Source organism: Euzebya tangerina (assembly GCF_003074135.1).
In the GTDB taxonomy this organism is placed as follows: domain Bacteria; phylum Actinomycetota; class Nitriliruptoria; order Euzebyales; family Euzebyaceae; genus Euzebya; species Euzebya tangerina.
Genome location: NZ_PPDK01000001.1, coordinates 1,675,508 through 1,693,186, shown reverse-complemented (window position 1 = coordinate 1,693,186; position 17,679 = coordinate 1,675,508). Strand labels below are relative to the sequence as shown.

The 17,679-nt window shown below is 70.0% G+C and carries 17 protein-coding genes; 3 read left to right on the top strand and 14 right to left on the bottom strand.

Features of this window, described 5'->3' with window-relative positions; translation table 11 throughout:
• Position 1: 1 nt before the first annotated feature.
• The 14 genes from C1746_RS07800 to C1746_RS07735 form a co-directional block, all read right to left on the bottom strand.
• The gene (locus tag C1746_RS07800) at positions 2 to 1,822 is read right to left on the bottom strand and encodes an AMP-binding protein (RefSeq protein ID WP_116714064.1); all 1,821 of its coding nucleotides are present in this window, start codon (positions 1,820 to 1,822) and stop codon (positions 2 to 4) included.
• Positions 1,822 to 2,613: an ABC transporter ATP-binding protein gene (locus C1746_RS07795; RefSeq protein ID WP_116714063.1), complete on the bottom strand. Its 792-nt coding sequence runs from the start codon at positions 2,611 to 2,613 to the stop codon at positions 1,822 to 1,824. The genes C1746_RS07800 and C1746_RS07795 overlap by 1 nt, the downstream gene beginning before the upstream one ends.
• On the bottom strand, positions 2,610 to 3,461 hold the full coding sequence (locus tag C1746_RS07790) for an ABC transporter ATP-binding protein (RefSeq protein ID WP_116714062.1): 852 nt from the start codon (positions 3,459 to 3,461) through the stop codon (positions 2,610 to 2,612). The genes C1746_RS07795 and C1746_RS07790 overlap by 4 nt, the downstream gene beginning before the upstream one ends.
• A complete protein-coding gene (locus C1746_RS07785) occupies positions 3,458 to 4,582 on the bottom strand; it encodes a branched-chain amino acid ABC transporter permease (protein ID WP_116714061.1) in 1,125 nt (374 codons plus the stop codon). The genes C1746_RS07790 and C1746_RS07785 overlap by 4 nt, the downstream gene beginning before the upstream one ends.
• 10 nt (positions 4,583 to 4,592) lie before the next feature.
• Positions 4,593 to 5,468, bottom strand: a complete 876-nt coding sequence (locus tag C1746_RS07780) for a branched-chain amino acid ABC transporter permease (protein ID WP_116714060.1) — start codon at positions 5,466 to 5,468, stop codon at positions 4,593 to 4,595.
• A gap of 123 nt (positions 5,469 to 5,591) precedes the next feature.
• Complete coding sequence (locus tag C1746_RS07775; RefSeq protein WP_162867510.1) at positions 5,592 to 6,392, bottom strand: hypothetical protein; 801 nt, start codon at positions 6,390 to 6,392, stop codon at positions 5,592 to 5,594.
• Positions 6,393 to 6,519: 127 nt separating this feature from the next.
• Positions 6,520 to 7,095: an LOG family protein gene (locus C1746_RS07770; protein ID WP_116714058.1), complete on the bottom strand. Its 576-nt coding sequence runs from the start codon at positions 7,093 to 7,095 to the stop codon at positions 6,520 to 6,522.
• A gap of 37 nt (positions 7,096 to 7,132) precedes the next feature.
• Positions 7,133 to 8,299, bottom strand: a complete 1,167-nt coding sequence (locus C1746_RS07765; RefSeq protein ID WP_162867509.1) for a thiolase family protein — start codon at positions 8,297 to 8,299, stop codon at positions 7,133 to 7,135.
• A complete protein-coding gene (locus C1746_RS07760; RefSeq protein WP_116714056.1) occupies positions 8,296 to 9,828 on the bottom strand; it encodes a class I adenylate-forming enzyme family protein in 1,533 nt (510 codons plus the stop codon). The genes C1746_RS07765 and C1746_RS07760 overlap by 4 nt, the downstream gene beginning before the upstream one ends.
• Positions 9,829 to 10,009: 181 nt before the next feature.
• The gene (locus C1746_RS07755) at positions 10,010 to 10,426 is read right to left on the bottom strand and encodes a Zn-ribbon domain-containing OB-fold protein (protein ID WP_205711768.1); all 417 of its coding nucleotides are present in this window, start codon (positions 10,424 to 10,426) and stop codon (positions 10,010 to 10,012) included.
• Between the two features lie 52 nt (positions 10,427 to 10,478).
• Positions 10,479 to 11,363, bottom strand: coding sequence for a hypothetical protein (locus tag C1746_RS07750; RefSeq protein WP_205711767.1), 885 nt, complete (start codon positions 11,361 to 11,363; stop codon positions 10,479 to 10,481).
• 6 nt (positions 11,364 to 11,369) lie between these two features.
• Positions 11,370 to 12,272: a hypothetical protein gene (locus C1746_RS07745; protein WP_205711766.1), complete on the bottom strand. Its 903-nt coding sequence runs from the start codon at positions 12,270 to 12,272 to the stop codon at positions 11,370 to 11,372.
• On the bottom strand, positions 12,265 to 13,977 hold the full coding sequence (locus C1746_RS07740) for an AMP-binding protein (protein WP_205711765.1): 1,713 nt from the start codon (positions 13,975 to 13,977) through the stop codon (positions 12,265 to 12,267). The genes C1746_RS07745 and C1746_RS07740 overlap by 8 nt, the downstream gene beginning before the upstream one ends.
• Entirely contained in the window at positions 13,947 to 14,723 is a 777-nt protein-coding gene (locus tag C1746_RS07735) for an enoyl-CoA hydratase/isomerase family protein (protein ID WP_116714055.1), read from the bottom strand. The genes C1746_RS07740 and C1746_RS07735 overlap by 31 nt, the downstream gene beginning before the upstream one ends.
• A gap of 49 nt (positions 14,724 to 14,772) precedes the next feature.
• Between C1746_RS07735 and C1746_RS07730 the strand changes: the two genes are divergently transcribed.
• The 3 genes from C1746_RS07730 (at position 14,773) to C1746_RS07720 (ending at position 17,649) form a co-directional block, all read left to right on the top strand.
• Entirely contained in the window at positions 14,773 to 15,963 is a 1,191-nt protein-coding gene (locus tag C1746_RS07730) for an acyl-CoA dehydrogenase family protein (RefSeq protein ID WP_116714054.1), read from the top strand.
• Positions 15,964 to 16,120: 157 nt separating this feature from the next.
• Positions 16,121 to 16,861 carry an SDR family NAD(P)-dependent oxidoreductase gene (locus C1746_RS07725; protein ID WP_240598953.1) on the top strand — a complete coding sequence of 247 codons (741 nt, stop codon included), beginning with the start codon at positions 16,121 to 16,123 and terminating at the stop codon, positions 16,859 to 16,861.
• Entirely contained in the window at positions 16,858 to 17,649 is a 792-nt protein-coding gene (locus C1746_RS07720) for an amidohydrolase family protein (RefSeq protein WP_116714052.1), read from the top strand. Before C1746_RS07725 ends, C1746_RS07720 begins: the two co-directional genes overlap by 4 nt.
• Positions 17,650 to 17,679 lie beyond the last annotated feature (30 nt).

Sequence of the window (17,679 nt, the reverse complement as noted above, 5' to 3'; positions counted from 1 at the left end):
GCTACTTGGCTCCGGTCGACTCGCGTGTCTGCGGCGTGTCCGTCTCGACGGAGTCGCGAGTGCCGGCCTTGAACGGCGCCTCGCGGACGTGATTTCGCCGCACCTTGTCGTTCAGGGTCAACGTCCCGTCGGCAACGGCGAGGGGCAGTGTGAGGATGTGCGTCCGGGTGATGGGCAGGCTCCCGAAGGATTCGAGCGCCGTGTCGGCCGCTCGGTGCAAGAGGCTGATGATCCGCTCATCATCGAGGAGTGACCGCTCGGTCGTGTACTCCACGCCGTTGCGGGTGGCCCAGCGACCCAGGCTTCGACCCTCAGGTTCGAGCGTGAGGATCAGGTCGTCCCCATCGGGGGTGAGGATGGCCTCACGGATGTAGGGCGAGGCCGTGAGGGATGCCTCGATCTCCATCAGGTTCACGCCCTCGCCGCTGTGCACCCCGATCATGTCGCCCAGCCGCCCGCGGACGGCGATCTCACCGTCGACCTCCATGGCGACGTCACCGGTGGCAAGCCAGCCGTCCTGATCGAGCAGCGCGGCCCGGCCACCATCGGACTCGAGGGCGTGCGCCGCGACGGCCTCACCACGGATGAGCAGCTGCCGGCCGTCGATGCGCGTCTCCAGGCCGGGTACGGCCGTGCCGAGGGTGTTGCGCCGGACGGTTGCGCCCTGGGGGAGCAGCGCGAAGCCGCCGACCTCGGTGAGTGAGTACGCCGGTCGGACGGTGAGCCCCAGAGCAGCGAAGAACGCCAGCCCCTCGGTTGGAATCCGACTGCCGGACACCACGACGTGCCGTGCCGCATCCAGGCCCAACTTCTCGAGGACCGGGAAGCCGATGACGCGACGTGAGAGTGCGGTCGGGCTGACGTCCTGGTCTGCCTCGAGGGCCTCCTGGAAGCGCTTGACCCACCAGCGACTGACCCGCCGCTTCAGTCCTCGTGAGCCTTGCATCCGCACCCGGATGCCGGTCGCGATCGACTTGATGTACCGCGGCGTGAGGTGGATGTAGGTCGGCGCGATCTCCCACATGGCAGTCTGCGCGCTGGCCCGGGACTCGGGCAGGGCGAGCAGCGCCCCGCTGGTCAGGGCAGGGAAGATCGTCGCCCCCCGCTCGACAGGGTCGGAGAGCGGCCGGAATGACAGGACGCGGTCCGTCTCCGCCAACCCCAGGGCCTGGATCGTGGACTGCGTTGACGCCCGCAGGTTGGCATTGGTCAACAGCACACCGCGAGGCGGTCCGGTGGTTCCCGAGGAGTAGTTGATGGCCGCAACAGCGTCAGGCCGGACGTCGGCCAGGAGCGCCGCGATGGCATCCGAGTTGCCCGCCACAGCCTTCGTACCGGCCGCCTCGATGCCCGCGAAGGGGGTCAGCAACGGGCTGCCGTAGTCCTGGACGCCAGCCGCGTCGACGTAGGCGATCCGCTCCACGTCGCCGGCCTGACCCGACTCGACCAGCGGCAGGACGATGTCGGCCAGGTGCTGGTTCTGGACGACGACCCAGGTGGCACGGCTGTCGCGGAGCAGGTGGGCGATCTGGTCCTCGGGCATCCCCGTCGGTATCCCGACCACCGGAGCGCCGATGGCCTGCAGCGCCAGGTCGGTCAGGATCCGCTGGGCGTGCGGCCGCATGACGAGCGCGACCACCGTGCCAGGTCCCACCCCAGCCTCGGCGAAGCCGTGTGCCAGCGCCGCAACCCGGCGCAACACCGTGGCGATCGACAGCGGCTCCCAGCGGCCGTACCGCTTGACCAGCAGGGCATCGGCATCCGGCGCGCTCGCCGCTCGCTCGGCTAGCAAGTGCAGGACGGAGGGTGCGGTCCCGGCCATCAGCCCTCAGCTCCGAGATAGGCCTCGATGACGTCGTGGTTGCGCTGGACCTCGGCAGGGGTGCCGAGCGCGATCTGCTGGCCGAAGTTGAGCGCCATCACCCGATCGGCGATGGACATGACGACGGCCATGTCGTGCTCGATCAGCAGGACCGTGACGCCCAGCGCCAGTCTGATCTCGAAGATGAACCGGACGACGTCCTGCTTCTCCTCGGTGGTCATGCCGGCCATCGGTTCGTCCAGCAGGAGCAGATCCGGCTCCATCGCCAGCACCCGCCCCAACTCGATCCGCTTCTGCAGCCCGTAGGGCAGCTCGCCGACCGCGTCCCAGCGGTACTCGGGGATCTCGAGCAGGTCGAGGACCCGTTCGACGGCCTCGCGCGCCTCCACCTCCTCCTTCACCGCTCCGCGGGTGAACAGCCCACCGGACATCACGCCCACCTTCTGATGGATGTACCGGCCGAGCATCAGGTTGTCGAGCACCGACAGCCCGGGGAACAGACCGAGGTTCTGGAACGTGCGGGCCAGGCCGGTGCGGACGATCTGGTGGGGCTTGCGGCCGATCAGGTCATGGGTGGTGCCATCGGGGTCGGTGTAGCTGACGCGGGACCCTTCGTTGGGGCTGTACACGCCCGTGATGGCATTGACCAGCGTGGTCTTGCCCGCGCCGTTGGGGCCGATCAGTGCGAAGAGCTCGCCCCGCTGGACATCCACGGTGACGGAGTCGCAGGCCTTGAGGCCGCCGAACTGCACGGTGACGTCGTGCAGGCTGAGGATGGTCTGGCCGCTCACGAGCCGTTCCCCTTCCGGTAGCGGGCGACCAGCTCCTCGTAGGCGTCCTTCGCCTCCCCCGCTCCACCCAGGTAGAACTCCTGCACGTAGTCGTCCTCGCTGAGTGAGGCGGAGGTTCCCTCCACCACGACCTTGCCGGTCTCCATCACGTAGCCGTAGTTGGAGTGCTGGAGGGCGACGCGCGCGTTCTGCTCGATCACGAGGACGCCCATGCCCTCCTCACGGTTGAGTTGGGAGACGAGTTCGAACAGGTCCTTCACGATCAGGGGTGCCAGCCCGAGGGACAACTCGTCGCAGATCATCAGCCGGGGCTTGGCCATGAGCGCCCGACCGACCGCGACCATCTGCTGCTCCCCACCCGACATCAACCCCGCCTTCTCGTCGCGACGGTCGGCGATCTGTGGGAAGACCTCGTAGACGTGTTCGAGCTCGGCGGCGACGTCGGCCGCCGTCACCTTGCGGGTGCTGGCCCCGACACGCAGGTTCTCATCGACCGTGAGCCGCGGGAAGAGCATCCGGCCCTCGGGGACCTGGCAGATGCCGGCCCGGACGACGGCGCGAGCACCGGCGTCCAGGAGGGACTGCCCGCCGTAGGTCACCGACCCATCACGGACACGACCGTCGTGGACGAACAGCAGATTGGTGATGGCGCGTACCAACGTGGTCTTGCCGGCGCCGTTGGCTCCCAGGACGGAGACGAACCCACCCTCCGGCACCGACAGCGACACCCCGCGAAGGGCGACGACGGCGTTGTTGTAGACCACCTCGAGCCCTCTGATCGCGAGGCCGTCGGTCCCGGCACTCGGGCTGGTGGTGCTGGCGCCCGCCCGGGCTGATGTCGTGCTCATGTGCTGTACGGCCAGGTCGCGAAGTACTGGCGGATCCGCTGCCAGATGCCGGACAGGCCGGTGGGTCTGGCGACCAGGACGACGATGATGAGGATTCCGAAGATGGCCAGGTTGGTCTCGTTCGCGTAGCGCTGGAGCAGGGTGATGGAGGAGATGCCTGGAACGTCCGAGCGGACCCAGTCGAAGAACACCGGCGTCATGTAGAAGAAGAACGCTCCGAACACCGCGCCCTGCATCGTCGAGAACCCCCCGACGATGATCATGATCGCGTAGAACAGCACGACCTGGAAGGGGAAGGAGTCCTCACCCCGCGCGCCGATGTAGTACGCGCCGAGCACGCCGGTCAGCGACACGAAGGCCGAGGAGAGGGAGAAGGCCAGCAACTTCGCCCGGGTCACGTTGATGCCGATGAGCGAGGCGGAGACGTCGTGCTCCTTGATCGCCATGAACGAGCGGCCCTCGCGGGTCCGGATCACGTTGTTCATGAACAGGATCGACAGGATCGCGATCGGCAGCAGGACCCAGTACCAGCGGAAGTTCCCGCTGATCGCAAAGATCCCGTCGTCGTCGGGGGTGATGAACGGGAGTGCGTGCAGCCACGCCGGGAGCTGCGGCGGGTCGAAGGTGATCGCGTTGAATCCGAAGTAGGTGGTCTGGAACTTCTTGTAGCCGAGGAAGAAGAAGAAGTGCACACCGAAGGTGGCGATCAGCAGGTAGAGGCCTCTGAACCGCAGGGCGGGCAGGCCGACGATGGCACCGATCAGTGCGCCGGCGACCAGTGAGGCCAGCAGGACGACGATGAAGTTGACACCCCAGAGGGTTCCCATGGTCGCGCCGACGACGGTGCCGAGCATCAGGAATGCCGCGTGGGCCACACTGATCTGGTGGGTGTAGCCGAGCAACAGGTTGAAGGCGGCCGCGCCGACGCTGGCGATCAACGCGAGGTTGATGGCGGCGAACCAGGCCGCCCAGGGGAAGTCGAGCGGTGGGCTGATGTCGGCCTCGAGCGCGAATGGGAGGAGGAGGGCGAGGACGGCGAGGACGCCCGCGATGGCTCGCTGGGACGTCGTGCGGAGCAGGCGCATGTCCTGCCGGTAGTCGGTGGTGTACTTGCCACTCATCGCGACCGCCTCAGACCCGGACCAGTTCGCGCGTGCCGAACAGGCCTGAGGGCCGCCACAGCAGGACCAGGAACATGATGCCGAAGGCGATGACGTCGCGGAACTCGGCACCCAGGTAGCCGGCGCCGACGCTCTCCACGATGCCGACCAGCAATCCGCCGACGATGGCGCCGCCGATGGAGTCGATGCCGCCGAGGATGGCGGCGGGGAATGCGCGGAGGCCGATGACCTGCAACTCGAGGTCGATTGCAGGGGTGAAGTGGGCGTACAGGACGCCGCCGACGGCGGCCAGTGAGAGGCCGATGGCCCACGCTGCGGCGTAGACCTTGTTGGGGTCGATGCCCATGGCAGCGGCAGCTTCGAGGTTCTCTGCGACCGCACGCATCTGCAGGCCCACCCGCGACCGCTTGAAGAACAGAAGGAAGACTGCGACGGCGATCGCGGCGGCGGCGACCATGATCATGTTGACGTAGGGGACGTTGACGCCGCCGAACAGCTCGACACCGCCGGTCGGCAGGTCGTCGACCCGGCCTCGTGGCAGCGGGCCGTAGAAGATCAGGAGGACGGCTCGGATGAGGATCTCGAGGCCGACGGTGACCAGGACGACGCTGAAGAAGGCCTGGCCGATCATGAACCGCATGAGCCCGTAGTGGAGGACGACGCCGAGGCCTGCCAGCAGCACGACGATGATGACCAGGCCGACCAGGAACGGCAACTCGTAGACGCCGAGGAACGTGACGGTCAGGTACGAGGCCACCATCAGGAACGCGCCGTGGGCGAAGTTGAGGACCGACGTGGCCTTGAAGACCAGCACGAAGCCGAGGGCTGTCAGGGCGTAGACTGCGCCGATGGCCACCCCGTTCAGCAACAACTGGGTGAAGAGCACGTCGGTCCTTTCGTGTCAGCCCCTCGGCTCGGAGGGGTCGCCGCAGCCTAACTTACCAAACGGTTGTTTGGCTAGGGTGAATCTGCGAGATACTGACCGGCCGAGGCGTCCGGCGGCTTCGATCTAGTCGACACCGAAGCAGCCACCGAACACGGCGCCATCGGCTCCCGGAGCGGTGCTCACGCCAATGAATGCGCCCTCCTCCAGCACCTCCTCCAACGTGCCGTCCAAGAAGCAGTCGAATGTGAACCCCTCGGCTCGGGGCACGACCAGGCCGTCGGTCAACACGAAGCTCTCCTCGCTCACAGCGCGGATCTCACCCCCGAGTGGGATCAGCTCCTCGAACCCCGCATCGCTGTCGTTGTGCACCTGCTCGAACTCGAGCCACCTGACCGTCGTGCCCTCGACCATGCCGTAGACGCCACACGGGTCCGTGGCGCCGTAGTTGGCGGCCAGTTCCGGGGTGGCGTCCGGCATGCCGACCAGGAAGTCCATCTCGGCCTGCGTCAGGAGGGAGAGGCACTGGCTGCCGTGGATTGGCGTCTCGGCCGGGACATCGAAGGCGCGGCCGTCAGCCAGGTTGAGGGTGCGGTCCCCGGTCGTGATCCTGAACTGGCCACCCTGGGTGTCGAAGACGGTCTGGTCGTCGGTGTCCGTCGGGTCGCGGTCGTAGCTGGTCGGTATGGCGGCGAAGAAGGCACCACCTGCTGGGTAGGGCTCGTTCTCGACCGTCGGCCCCAGTGGTGTCGGCGTCGGGATCGGGGCGCCGGCGTCCGGGGGTGTGGTCGTGGGCGGGAAGGATCGGAGCCCGGCGGTTGGATCCTCTGAGACCGCAGCTTCCTGTTCCCCGCCGCCGGCGCAGGCCGTCAGAAGGAGCAGCATCAGCGCAGCCCGTGTCACGCCATGAAGCCGTGATCGCTTCATGTGTGCTGCCACCTCCGCCGCGTCGCGCTGACCTCGTCGAGATGAATACTACGGCGATCGTAGGGCGAAGGGATCCGATCGCGCACGGTCTAGGCGCGCGAGAAGGCTGAGGCCTTCGAGGTGGGACTCAACGCGTCCACTTCGGCGCTGGTGGCTGGTAGGCGAGCAGGGCCTCGAGGAGGTCGCTCGGATCCCGCGTGACCACCAGCATGTCGCGATGTGCCTGCGACATGAACCCGTCGGCGGCCATGCGGTCGGCTTGAGCCAGGAGGTGGTCGAAGTAGCCCTGGACGTTCAGCAACCCGGTTGGGGAGGGGTCGATGCCGAGCTGCCCCCACGTCCAGGACTCGAACCACTCATCCAGCGTGCCGGCACCACCGGGCAGGGCCACCGCCGCTTGGGAGCGATGCGCCATGGCCGCCTTGCGTTCGTGCATCGTGTCGACGACATGCAGCTCACTGAGACCCTGATGTGCCAACTCCCTGTCGATCAGCGACTGCGGCATGATGCCGATCACCTTCCCGCCGGCATCGAGCGCGGCGTCGGCCACGGCGCCCATCAGCCCGACCGACCCGCCACCGGTCACCAGCGCGAGCCCACGATCCACGCAGACCCGTGCGAAGGCACGAGCGGTCTCCTCGTAGACCGGACGGGTCCCGGTCCTGGATCCACAGAACACGGCGACAGCAGCGAGAGAACCCATCGCAGCGCGATGCTATCCGTGACCCGGCCGAGCCGGGTCAGCGGTCGGCCCGCAGAACCAGGGTGTTGTGGTACTGGGCCCCGCTGCCTGCTCCGGTCACCACGGCCGTCCGGGCGCTTTCGATCTGGCGGGCTCCCGCTGTTCCGCGGAGCTGGAGGACCGCTTCGACGATCGGCAACTGGGGACCTCCCCAGCCGATGTGCGCGAATGCCAGCAGGCCACCGTGGGGGTTGACGGGCAGCCGTGCGTCGCGCCCGATCCCGACGTCGGCCACGTAGTCCGGCGCCTCGCCCGGCCTGCAGAACCCGAGGATCTCCAGCTGCCGAAGCACCTCGAAGCTGGTGATGTCGTACAGCAGCGCGACGTCGATGTCGGCCGGGGTCACGTCGGCCTGATCGAAGGCGCGGCGGGCGGCTGCCTGGCCCACGGTGCGGACCTCGTCGGACCGGGGCGGGGCGACGTACTGCTGGCGGTGCCACTCCATCCCGCCGCCGACGACGTGGACCGGTCGGTGCTGGGCGTGGTCGACCGCTCGCTCGGCCATGGTCACGATCAGCGCGGCCGCTCCCTCGCTGGCCAGACAGAGGTCGAGCCGCCGGAAGGGCTCGGCGACCAGCGGCGAGGTCAGGATGTCCTCCGCGGTGTAGGGCCCTCGCCCTTCCATCACCGCGCCGGGCGTGTCGTGGCCGTGGTTGCGGATCGTCGCTGCGACGGTGGCCATGGCCTGGCGCAGTTCTGGTCGGCGCTGGACGGCGCGGCCCGCGATCAGCGCGAAGTGGGCGGACGTGAAGGCTCCCCAGGGCGTGACGAACTCGTTGTCCGGACGGGTGTACGTCGCCACCCGCCCACCGGCTCGCCCGAGTCCGCCGGACTGGCCGCCGACGATCAGAACCGTGGTGCAGTACCCGGCGCCGATGGCGGCGGCGGCATCGAGTACGGCGGGGATGCCCTGCGGGTAGGTGTCCTGGACCCAGCGGAGGGGGATCCCGAGCTGACCGGTCCAGTCGACCGAGCCGGGGTGGAACGTCGTACCGCCCGGGCCGGGCCAGCGAGCAGCCACACCGTCGATGTCGCCCATCGCCATGCCGGCGTCGTCAAGCGCTGCCGTCGTGGCCTCCAGCAGGAGGGGCACGACGGGCCGGTCCACGAACCGGGTCTGCTGGGTCAGTCCGACACCGGCGATGACGATCTCGGGGGCGCTCACACCCTCCGGTCCCCACGCCAGCGGGCGGCCCGCAGCTCGTTCTTGGCGACCTTGCCGACGGCGTTCTTGGGCAGCGCCTCCACCACCTCGACGGCCTGGGGTCGCTTGATCGAGGGCAGATCCTGCTGGTCGATCCACCCCAGGAGCGTGGCCTGGTCGACGGTCATGCCCGGACGAGGGGCCACGACAGCCAGAATGCGCTCGCCCCACTCCGCATCGGGGACGCCGATGACGCCGACCTCGAGGACGTCGGGGTGCCGGTGGATCACCGCCTCGATCTCCGTCGGGGAGATGTTGTGGCCGCCGCGGATGATCAGGTCCTTGATCCGGTCGACGATGTGGAGGAACCCGTCGTCGTCCACCACACCCACATCGCCGGAGTGCACCCAGCCGTCCTTCAGCGTCTGCGCCGTGCGCTCCGGGTCGCGGTAGTAGCCCTTCATGACGTAGCCCGCGCCGAAGATCACCTCGCCGCGCTGGCCCGCTCGGACGTCGTGCCCGTCGGGGTCGACGACGCGCACGTCAATCGCGTAGGAGGGCTGGCCGGCCGAGCCCAACCGGTCGGGGGCGTGGCGGAGGGCCTCGACGTGGTCCTGGCGGCGGAGCATCGTGCCGATCGAGGCGATCTCGGCCATGCCGTACAGCTGGCTGAAGATGGGGCCGTACCGGTCGATCAGTTCGGCCACCTTGTCGGGGGACATCGGGGCGGCGCCGTAGCCGAGCATCTCCAGTGAGTCCAGCCCGCCGGGGTCGGCGTCCAGCAGCCGGTAGAGCTGGGTCGGGACCAGGTAGCTGTGCGTCGCCCGGGCGGTGTCGACGGCGGCGGCCCAGCGCGCGGGGTCGAACGAGCGGCTGTCGGTGAACCCGATGGCGGCGCCCATCGTGACGCACGGGACGAGCGTGATGTGGACGCTCGAGTTGTGCGGGATGGCCGTCAGGTACCGGGTGTCGGCGGTGATGTCGTACTCGATGGCCGCGACGACGGCGTGGAGGATCACCCGCTGATGGTCGAACCAGACGCCCTTGGGGGTGCCCGTGGTGCCGGAGGTGTAGACGATCAGCGCATCATCGGTGGGCCGGACGGTGTGCAGCGTGTGGGGTGCGGTGGTCGCCCCGCGGACGAGGAGGTCGTCGTATCCCGGGTCGTCGACGTCGACCAGTGGGATGTCGAGGTGGTCGGCCGCCTGCTGGGCGAGGGACCGGTGTTCCGCGTCGGTGATGATCAGTCGGGGCTCGGCGTTGTCGAGGATGGCCTGCAGTTCGGGCCAGGCCAGCCGGAAGTTGAGGCCGACGTAGACCAGGCCGGCCTTGGTGACACCGCCGAGGGCCTCGCACACCTCCAGCCGGTTGGGGAGGAGGATGGCGACCCGGTCGCCGTTGCCCAGGCCGTGGTGGTCCAGCAGGGCGTTGGCCAGCTGATTTGATCGTCGGTCGAGTTCGGTCCAGGTGAGCTGGCGCGGACCGTCGTAGACCGCGAGGCGGTCGCGGTACCGCCGGGCGCTGCGCGTGATGGCCAGCCCGATGTTCATCGGCCGGTCCCCTCGACCGGCTGCGCCGTGGTGGTGCACGATCGGGGCCTAACCCACGTATGTGTGGAAATCTGCACGATCGTGTCCAATCGCCCACGGGTTATCCCGCACGATCGGGGTCTAACCCACGTATGCGTGGGAATCTGCACGATCGTGTCCAATCGCCGGCGCGTCGACCGGCTCATGCCCCGCCTCCCAGAGGCACGAAGACGGGCAGGACCGCGCCGTCGGCCACCGGCAGCCAGGCCACCCGGACGCCCATGCCGATCGTCACCTCCGCCGCCCCGACGATGTTGGTCAGCATGCTCCAACCGTCGTCCAGGTCCACGTCGGCCAGGACGTACGGCGCGGGGAAGCCCGGTTCGGGGGCGCGGTGGAGGCGTGTCCAGCTGTGCACGGTCCCCGTCCCGACCGACGAGGTCCAGGTCCACGCCGGCGACTGACAGTGCGGACACGCGGGCAGCGGAGGGAAGTGCGCCTCTCCGCACCGGTCACACACCGGTCGGACCAGCCGGTGCTCCCTGGCGGCCTCCCAGAACGGCCGACCGAGGTCGGTGGCCACCGGGGCCGGCCGTTCGGGCTGCGCGTCCAGGATCACGTGGGTGTCCGGGTCGTCCGGTCGACTCGCGGTACCGGTGGTGTGACGCCCCTCACGCCGAGCCTCCGCCGTCGCCTGCCGGCGGGTGCGCCAGGAGCAAGCTCGCCGCGCGGGCCGCCGGCATTCCCACCTCCACGCCCCGGGCTCGGGCGGGCTCGTTGCACGCCGCGATGATCCCGTCGTGGTAGCTGGAGAAGGCATCTCCGAGCGCCGCCGTCTGCCCGTCCACCGACGCACCAGCCAGACCGTGCTCAGCCACGATGTCAAGGCCTGCGATGCCGGAGTCGTTCTTCGCCCCTCCCCCATCGGAGCAGATGAACCCCCAGGGCCGGAACTCCAGCAGGAACGAAGCCCCGGAGGTCCCGGTGTGCCCCGCCGTCACCAGCACGTTGCGCCCGCGGTCCTCCGGCCGGGCGAAGATGATCGAGTCGGTCACCACCACCTGGCGCCCGTCCGGTCCGGTCTCGACAACCTCACGCCGGATCCGCGTGCCCGGCTCGGTGGCGCCGGGGTCGTTCTCGCACAGCAGGCGCGCAGCCTCCACGACCGTCATGCCCGGCGTCACCCCGCAGTTCTCGGCCAGGATGTTGACCCGCGAGATCACCCCCTCGTCGTACAGGTCCCGGCCGTTGCCGAGCTCGGCCGTCGCACCATCGGCCGCCGCCGCAGGGATGCCCAGCGCCTCCAGGTAGTAGAGCCCCTGGATGCCGGCACCGTCCTTCCCGATCCGGCCGTCGTGACCGATGACGGCGCGCGGCCGGTGCGGCGCCATCAGGCGGGCCGGGAGCACGCCGAGGTAGGACGCGGGGACCACCACGTCAGAGCCCGTGTTCGACGCGTCGACATACCGCGCCGAGTCCATGGCCATCACGCGGTACTCGCCGTGCCGGGCCACCTCGTCCTGCGGGTGGTCCTCGGTGTCGAGCAGATCAGCCATGGGTGGTCACTCCTCCTCGTCGATGTTGGACTCCGGCTCGCCGGGCTCGCCCGGCTCCCGGCCACCGACCGGCGGCGCCTGGAGCAGCAGCTCAGCCGCCTCGGCCGCCGGCATCCCGACCTGCACGCCCACGGCCCGGGCGTTGGTGTTGGCCGCGCTGATGACCCCGTCGTCGTAGGTGCTCAAGCCGTTTCCCATGGCGGCCGTCCGGGCGTCGACCGTGGCTCCGGCGAGGCCGTCGGCCTCGACGATCACTAGGCCGGCGATGCCCGATTCGTCCCGGCCTCCTCCGCCGTCGGAGCAGATGAACGCTCTCGGCCGCACCCGGCGCAGGTAGGGGACGGCGCTTCGTCCGGTGTGGCCGGCGGTGCACAGGACGTTGCGGTCCCGGTCCTCCGGCAGCCCGAAGGCGATCGAGTCCGTGCAGACGACGTCACCGTCCGCGGTCGAGTGCCGGACGGTGCGGTTGGTCACCTCGTCCGGCGCCTTCTCCTCCGGGCGGTGGGCGAGCAGCAGCTCGGCTGCCTCCGCCACCAACATGCCGGCCTCGACCCCCGCCTGACCGGCGAGCTCGTTGACGTAGCTGATGACGCCGCTCTCCCAGACATCCACGCCGTTGCCCAGCAGCACCGTCATCACGTCCGCGGCCGCCGCGGGGATGCCGAGCGCCTCGTAGAACCACAGGCCCGCGATCCCGGCACCGCCAGGACCAACAGCGCAGTCCAGCCCGATCGCCGCCCGCGGCCGATGGGTGGCGACGAACCTGGCAGGCAGCACGCCGCTGTAGCTGCCGCTGATCACCACGTCGGTGCCGGTGTTGCGCTCGTCGGCGTCGTAGGCCGAGTCGACGCACACCACGGCCCCATTCTCGGTCTGGTGGACGGCAGTCTGGGCCGCGGGCTCAGCCACCGGCCACGGCCTCGCCGACGCCCCCGGCCGTCTCGTGCCTGGCCCCACGATCGACGGTGTCCCCGGTCACGCCGGCATCCCGCAGCACCACCTTACGGACCTTCTCCGATGGGGTGAGGGGAAGGGCGTCGACGAACCGGAGGTACCGCGGCACCGCGAAGTCCGGGATCCGCCGGTCACACCACGCCCAGAGGTCCGCGGCGTCCAGGGACGGGTCCTCCGCGACTACGACGGCCATAACCTCGTCCTCCCCCGCCTCCACGTCGGCAGGGACGGCGATGACGGCGACATCGGCGACACCCGGGTGCTCGCGGATCGGGGCCTCGACCTCGTAGCTCGAGATGTTCTCACCTCGGCGGCGCAGCGCATCCTTCAGCCGGTCGACGAAGTAGTACCAGCCGTCGGCGTCCCGCCTGAGCCCGTCTCCCGTGTGGAACCAGAGATTGCGAAACGCCTCGACGGTCCGCTCGGCCTCGCGGTAGTAGCCGAGGCACGAGGTCCACGGCTCACGCGAGCGCACCAGCAACTCCCCGACCTCGCCGACCGCGACCTCACGGTCGGTCTCGGGATCGACCAGGCGGATGTCGAACCACTGCGAGACGTGCAGCCCCGCAGCGCCGGCTGGCCGGTCGGCGCCGTAGGGGGTCATGATCGGCATGGCCGTCTCGGTCAGGCCGAAGACCTCGACGAAGGCCTCGACGCCGAAGCGCTCGCGGAAGGCGTCGACGTAGGTGGCCGTCGGGGCGGCGAAGACACACCGGAGGCGGTTGTCGGCGTCGTCCGGCGCTGGGGGCTGCTGCCAGACGAAGTCCATCATCACGCCGACGAAGTTGGTGACGGTGGCGCCGGAGTCGCGAATCCACTCGGTCCAGCCGGAGGCCGAGAACCGCCGCTGGAGGACGAACGTCGCCCCCGCGATCAGCGCGGGCAGGCAGGCCAGGAACTGGGCGTTGCCGTGGAACAACGGTCCGGAGGCGAGGTAGACGTCGCGGTCCGTCAGCTGGGTCAGGTGGACGCACTCGTCGGCGAAGAACCACATGTGGGCGTGGGGCATCATCACGCCCTTGGAGGGTCCCGTGGTGCCGGAGGTGAAGAAGATCGCCGCCAGATCCGTCGGTCCCACGTCGGGGAGCGTTGGCGCCGCTGGTTCCACGCCGGCGGTCGTGAGCGAGTCCCAGGGTCGCGCCTCCCAGCCCGCATCGGCCAGCGTCGAACACGCCGCGTTAGGGTGCTCCCCGACGACGAAGAAGGTGGTGATGGACTGACAGGCCGACCGGCTGGCCACGAACCGGTCGGCGAAGGGGGCGTCCACCACCGCCACGGTGGGTGCGGCCGTCCCGACCTGGTGCTCGAGGAAAGAGCCCTCGTAGGCGGTGTTGAGGGGGACCTCGACCATCCCGGCCAGCGCCGCGCCGAACCACGTGAGCAGGTAGGCCAGGCTGTTGGGGGCCATGATGAGGACCCGGTCACCGGGCTCGGCAACGGCCAGCAACCGCTGCGCGATCCGGGTCGCCTTGTCCAGGACCTCGGCGTAGGTGAGGGACACGCCCTCCTCCGGCACCCGGATGGCCTCGGCGTCGGCGTGGGTCCGGGCCTGCTCGTGGAGCACGGCTGGCAGGGTCCACAGCTCGCGCTCGGCCGTGGACGGCTCGAAGGGTGGGTAGGTCGCGGGGGTCACGTCGGCGGCGCCTGTCTGCCCGGCCACCGCGCGGGACGCTTCTCCATGAAGGCGCTGGCCCCCTCGATCATGTCGTCCGAGCCGATCGCCTGGACCAACATCCCGAGGCCCGAGACGTAGTTGTCTCGCACCTGGTTCCACCACACGTTGGAGGAGATCTTGGCCACCTCGAGGTACCGCGGGCTCATCGTCAGCAGCTCCTCGGCCAGGGCGGTGGTGGCTGCCTCGAGCTCCGCGTCGGGAACGACATCGTTGATCCAGCCCCACTCGAGTGCGTCGGCGGCGGCGTAGCGGCGGCAGAGGAAGGAGACCTCCTTGGCCCGCTTCTCCCCGATCTGGGCGGCCAGCAGGTTGGTGCCACCGAGCACGGGCGCCGACCCGATCTTGGGACCGGTCTGCCCGAACGTGGCTGAGCTTGCGGCCACGGCCAGGTCACAGGCGACGACCAACTCGTTGCCTCCTCCGGCAGCAGCGCCGTTCACCGCGGCGATGACCGGACGGGGAGACAGCCGGATCTCCTCCAGGAACCGCAGCGAGCCGTAGAACATGCCCCGCAGCTCCGCCGGATCCGGGTCGGAGAGATTCGCCAGGTACCCACCGGCGCAGAAGGCACGGCCGGTGCCGGTGATGACGATCACCCCGGCATCGGCGGCGGTGCGGACCGCCTCGATCAGCGCCTCGGCCATCGCCTGGTCGTAGGCGTTCATCCGGTCGGGGCGGTTGAGGCGGATCCACGCGACCTCGCCTCGGGTCTCGGTCTCCACGTCGGCCATTGCCGCAGCCTACCTAACCAAACAATCGGTTGGTAGAGTCACCTGCCTCATGGACTTCACGTTGGATCGCGCGGCGCAGGATGCGCAGGCTGAAGCGCGCGACTTGGCAGCGGTGGTGGCCCCGTTGGCGGTCGAGGCCGACGGCATGAGCACCCTGCACATGGGGGTCTTGGACGCACTCCGGGACAGCCGGCTGTGCGAGCTGACGGTCCCCGCCCAGTGGGGTGGCCGGCACGCCGAGGTCGACCCGGTAGCCGTCTGCGTCGCGCGGGAGGTGCTGATGGCGACGTCCTCGCACCTGGACTCGCTGTTCGCACTCCAGGGGATCGGCAGCTACGCGATCAGCCGGGCGGGGACCGACGAGCAGCAAGCGCACTGGCTGCCGCGGGTCGCGACAGCGGAGGTGCTGGCGGGCCTGGCGCTGACCGAGCCGGAGGCCGGCTCGGACCTCCGGGGCATGGAGACCACGGTCACCGCCGAGGGGGACAGCCTGGTGGTCGACGGCCCGAAGTCGTGGATCTCCAACGGCGGGGTTGCCGGCTTCTACACCGTGCTGGGGCGGGAGGCGCTCGGCGACGGGGGCGAGGGCATGTCGCTGATCCTGGTCCCCGCGGACGCGGCGGGGGTCTCGACCGGCCCGACCCCGGAGATCATCGCACCCCACGTCCTGGGCGAGGTGACCCTCGACGGGGTCAGGCTCGGGGCCGACGCGCGGATCGGCCAGCCAGGCGAGGGGCTGTCCCACGTCCTGGCCACGCTGGCCGTCTTCCGGGTGTCGGTCGCGGGGGCCGCCGTCGGGCTTGCGCAGCGGGCGCTGGAGGAGGCGACCCGCCACGCCGCGACTCGCGAGCAGTTCGGCCGGCCCCTGGCCAGGTTGGGGGCGGTGGCGAGCCTCCTGGCCGACAGCTGGGCGGATGTGGAGCAGGCCCGGCTGATCACCTACCGGGCAGCGCACCTCGCGCGGGAGGATCCGGCGGCAGCGCTCCCCCACTCCTCCATGGCCAAGCTCGCGGCGTCGGAGGCCGCCGGGCGCGTGGTCGACCGCTGCGTGCAGGTGATGGGCCGCTGGGGGCTGGTCAAGGACAGCCAGATCGAGCGGCTGTACCGGCAAGCCAGGCCGATGCGGATCTACGAGGGCGCCTCGGAGGTCCTGCGCCTGGGGATCGCGAAGGGGTTAGTGGACGAGGTGATGTCGGGTCGCGGTTCGGTCGGCGAGGCCTCGGGCGGTGGTCCTGCGTGAGCGGTGGTCGGCCCTGGGGGCCCGAGTCGGTGCGGTTGCGTCGACGAATGCGTGAGTTGACCCGCTGGGGCCGGGCGTACTCACGCATGCGTGCCCGCATCCAGCGCAGCGAGCCGTGCCCGAGGGTCGACGCGGTCGGGAGCGAGCTGTGGACTTGATGCTTGAGGGGAAGGTGGCCATCGTCACCGGGGCCAGCCGCGGGCTGGGCCGAGCAATCGTGGAGGCGCTCGTCGCTGAAGGGGTCCGAGTGGTGGCGGCATCGCGGGACGCCGCGGTGCTGGAGGAGTTGGAGGTGTCCTCGGGTGGTGCCGTGGTCGCGGTCCCCACCGACGTCTCGGACCGTGAGGCCGTGGCCGCGTTGCCCGGGCGGGCGGTCGACGCCCTCGGCCGGCTCGACGCCCTGGTGAGCAACGCTGGCGTGTTCCCAGCCGGCAGGTTCGAGGACATGCCGCTGGGGGCGTGGGACCAGGCCGTCGCCGTGAACCTGATGGCGCCGGTCATCCTGGCCAAAGCCGCCGCGCCGATCCTGCTGAGCCAGGGCAGCGGGAAGGTGCTCACCGTGGCCTCAACGTCGGGGCTCGTGGGCAAGCCGGTCTTGGCGGCCTACTCGGCCACCAAGGCCGCCGTGATCCGGTTCACCGAGGCGCTGGCCGGTGAGTGGGCCGACCGGGGCGTCCAGGTCAACGCCATCGCACCGGGAGCCTTCGACACCGACGCCCAGGCGGCCGTGACCGGGGACAAGGAGGTCCTGCGGCGACGGCTGCGCAAGATCCCGGCCGGCCGGATGGGAAGGGCGGAGGAGATCGGCCCGCTGGCGTGCTACCTGGCGTCCCCGCTTAGTAACTTCGTGACCGGCGCGACCTTCACGATCGACGGTGGCGAGGTGCACAAGCTGTGATCATCGACGCCCACACCCACGTCTGGCCCGATCACGTGGCCGCCCGGGCGCTGGGCGGATCGGGGCTGGACGACCTGCCGCGGTTCGGGGACGGCACCGCCGGATCGCTGGTCGAGGTCATGGACGCCGCCGGGGTCGACCGGTCCGTGGTCCTGGCCGTGGCCAACACCGCCGAGCGGGTCGAGTCCGCCAACACGTTCACCGGCTCGCTGGACCCCGACCGATTCATCGGCTTCGGCTCGGCGCACGCCCGCTCGGACCCGGATGAGCTGGTGGCCAGCCTGCGGCGGCATGGCCTGCGGGGTGTGAAGGTCCATCCGCTGTTCCAGGACTACGCGCTGGACGACCCCGGACTCCTGCGGGTGCTGGACGCGCTGCGCGGCGAGTTCGCCGCCATCGTGCACGTCGGCTCGGCCGGCGACCCAGAGAAGGCCGCGAGGTGCACCCCGACCATGATCGTCGAGGTGGCCCGGCAGCTCCCCGGGCTGGACCTGATCGCCTGCCACTTCGGCGGCTACCGGGTGATCGAGGAGGCGGCGGAGGTCGTCGTCGGGACACCCGGCCTGTACCTGGACACCTCATGGCCGCCGTCGCTTGCCACCCTGGACCCGGACCTGGTGGCCGGCCTGGTCCGGCGGCACGGCCCGGACCGGGTGATCTTCGCCTCGGACTGGCCCATGGCCGACCCGGCGGCCGAGATCGAGGCCGTCCGCGCACTGGGGCTGGAAGAGGACGAAACCGACGCGATCCTGGGTGGCAACCTGGCCCGCATCCTGAGCCTGGAATAGCCCGTGGTCACGGTCCGACTGGCGATGGCG

Coding starts and splice junctions, on each gene's coding strand:
- C1746_RS07800 (WP_116714064.1), bottom strand. CDS start 1,822: ATGGCCGGGACCGCACCCTCCGTCCTGCACTTGCTAGCCGAGCGAGCG.
- C1746_RS07790 (WP_116714062.1), bottom strand. CDS start 3,461: ATGAGCACGACATCAGCCCGGGCGGGCGCCAGCACCACCAGCCCGAGT.
- C1746_RS07785 (WP_116714061.1), bottom strand. CDS start 4,582: ATGAGTGGCAAGTACACCACCGACTACCGGCAGGACATGCGCCTGCTC.
- C1746_RS07775 (WP_162867510.1), bottom strand. CDS start 6,392: ATGAAGCGATCACGGCTTCATGGCGTGACACGGGCTGCGCTGATGCTG.
- C1746_RS07770 (WP_116714058.1), bottom strand. CDS start 7,095: ATGGGTTCTCTCGCTGCTGTCGCCGTGTTCTGTGGATCCAGGACCGGG.
- C1746_RS07760 (WP_116714056.1), bottom strand. CDS start 9,828: ATGAACATCGGGCTGGCCATCACGCGCAGCGCCCGGCGGTACCGCGAC.
- C1746_RS07750 (WP_205711767.1), bottom strand. CDS start 11,363: ATGGCTGATCTGCTCGACACCGAGGACCACCCGCAGGACGAGGTGGCC.
- C1746_RS07735 (WP_116714055.1), bottom strand. CDS start 14,723: ATGGCCGACGTGGAGACCGAGACCCGAGGCGAGGTCGCGTGGATCCGC.
- C1746_RS07730 (WP_116714054.1), top strand. CDS start 14,773: ATGGACTTCACGTTGGATCGCGCGGCGCAGGATGCGCAGGCTGAAGCG.
- C1746_RS07725 (WP_240598953.1), top strand. CDS start 16,121: ATGCTTGAGGGGAAGGTGGCCATCGTCACCGGGGCCAGCCGCGGGCTG.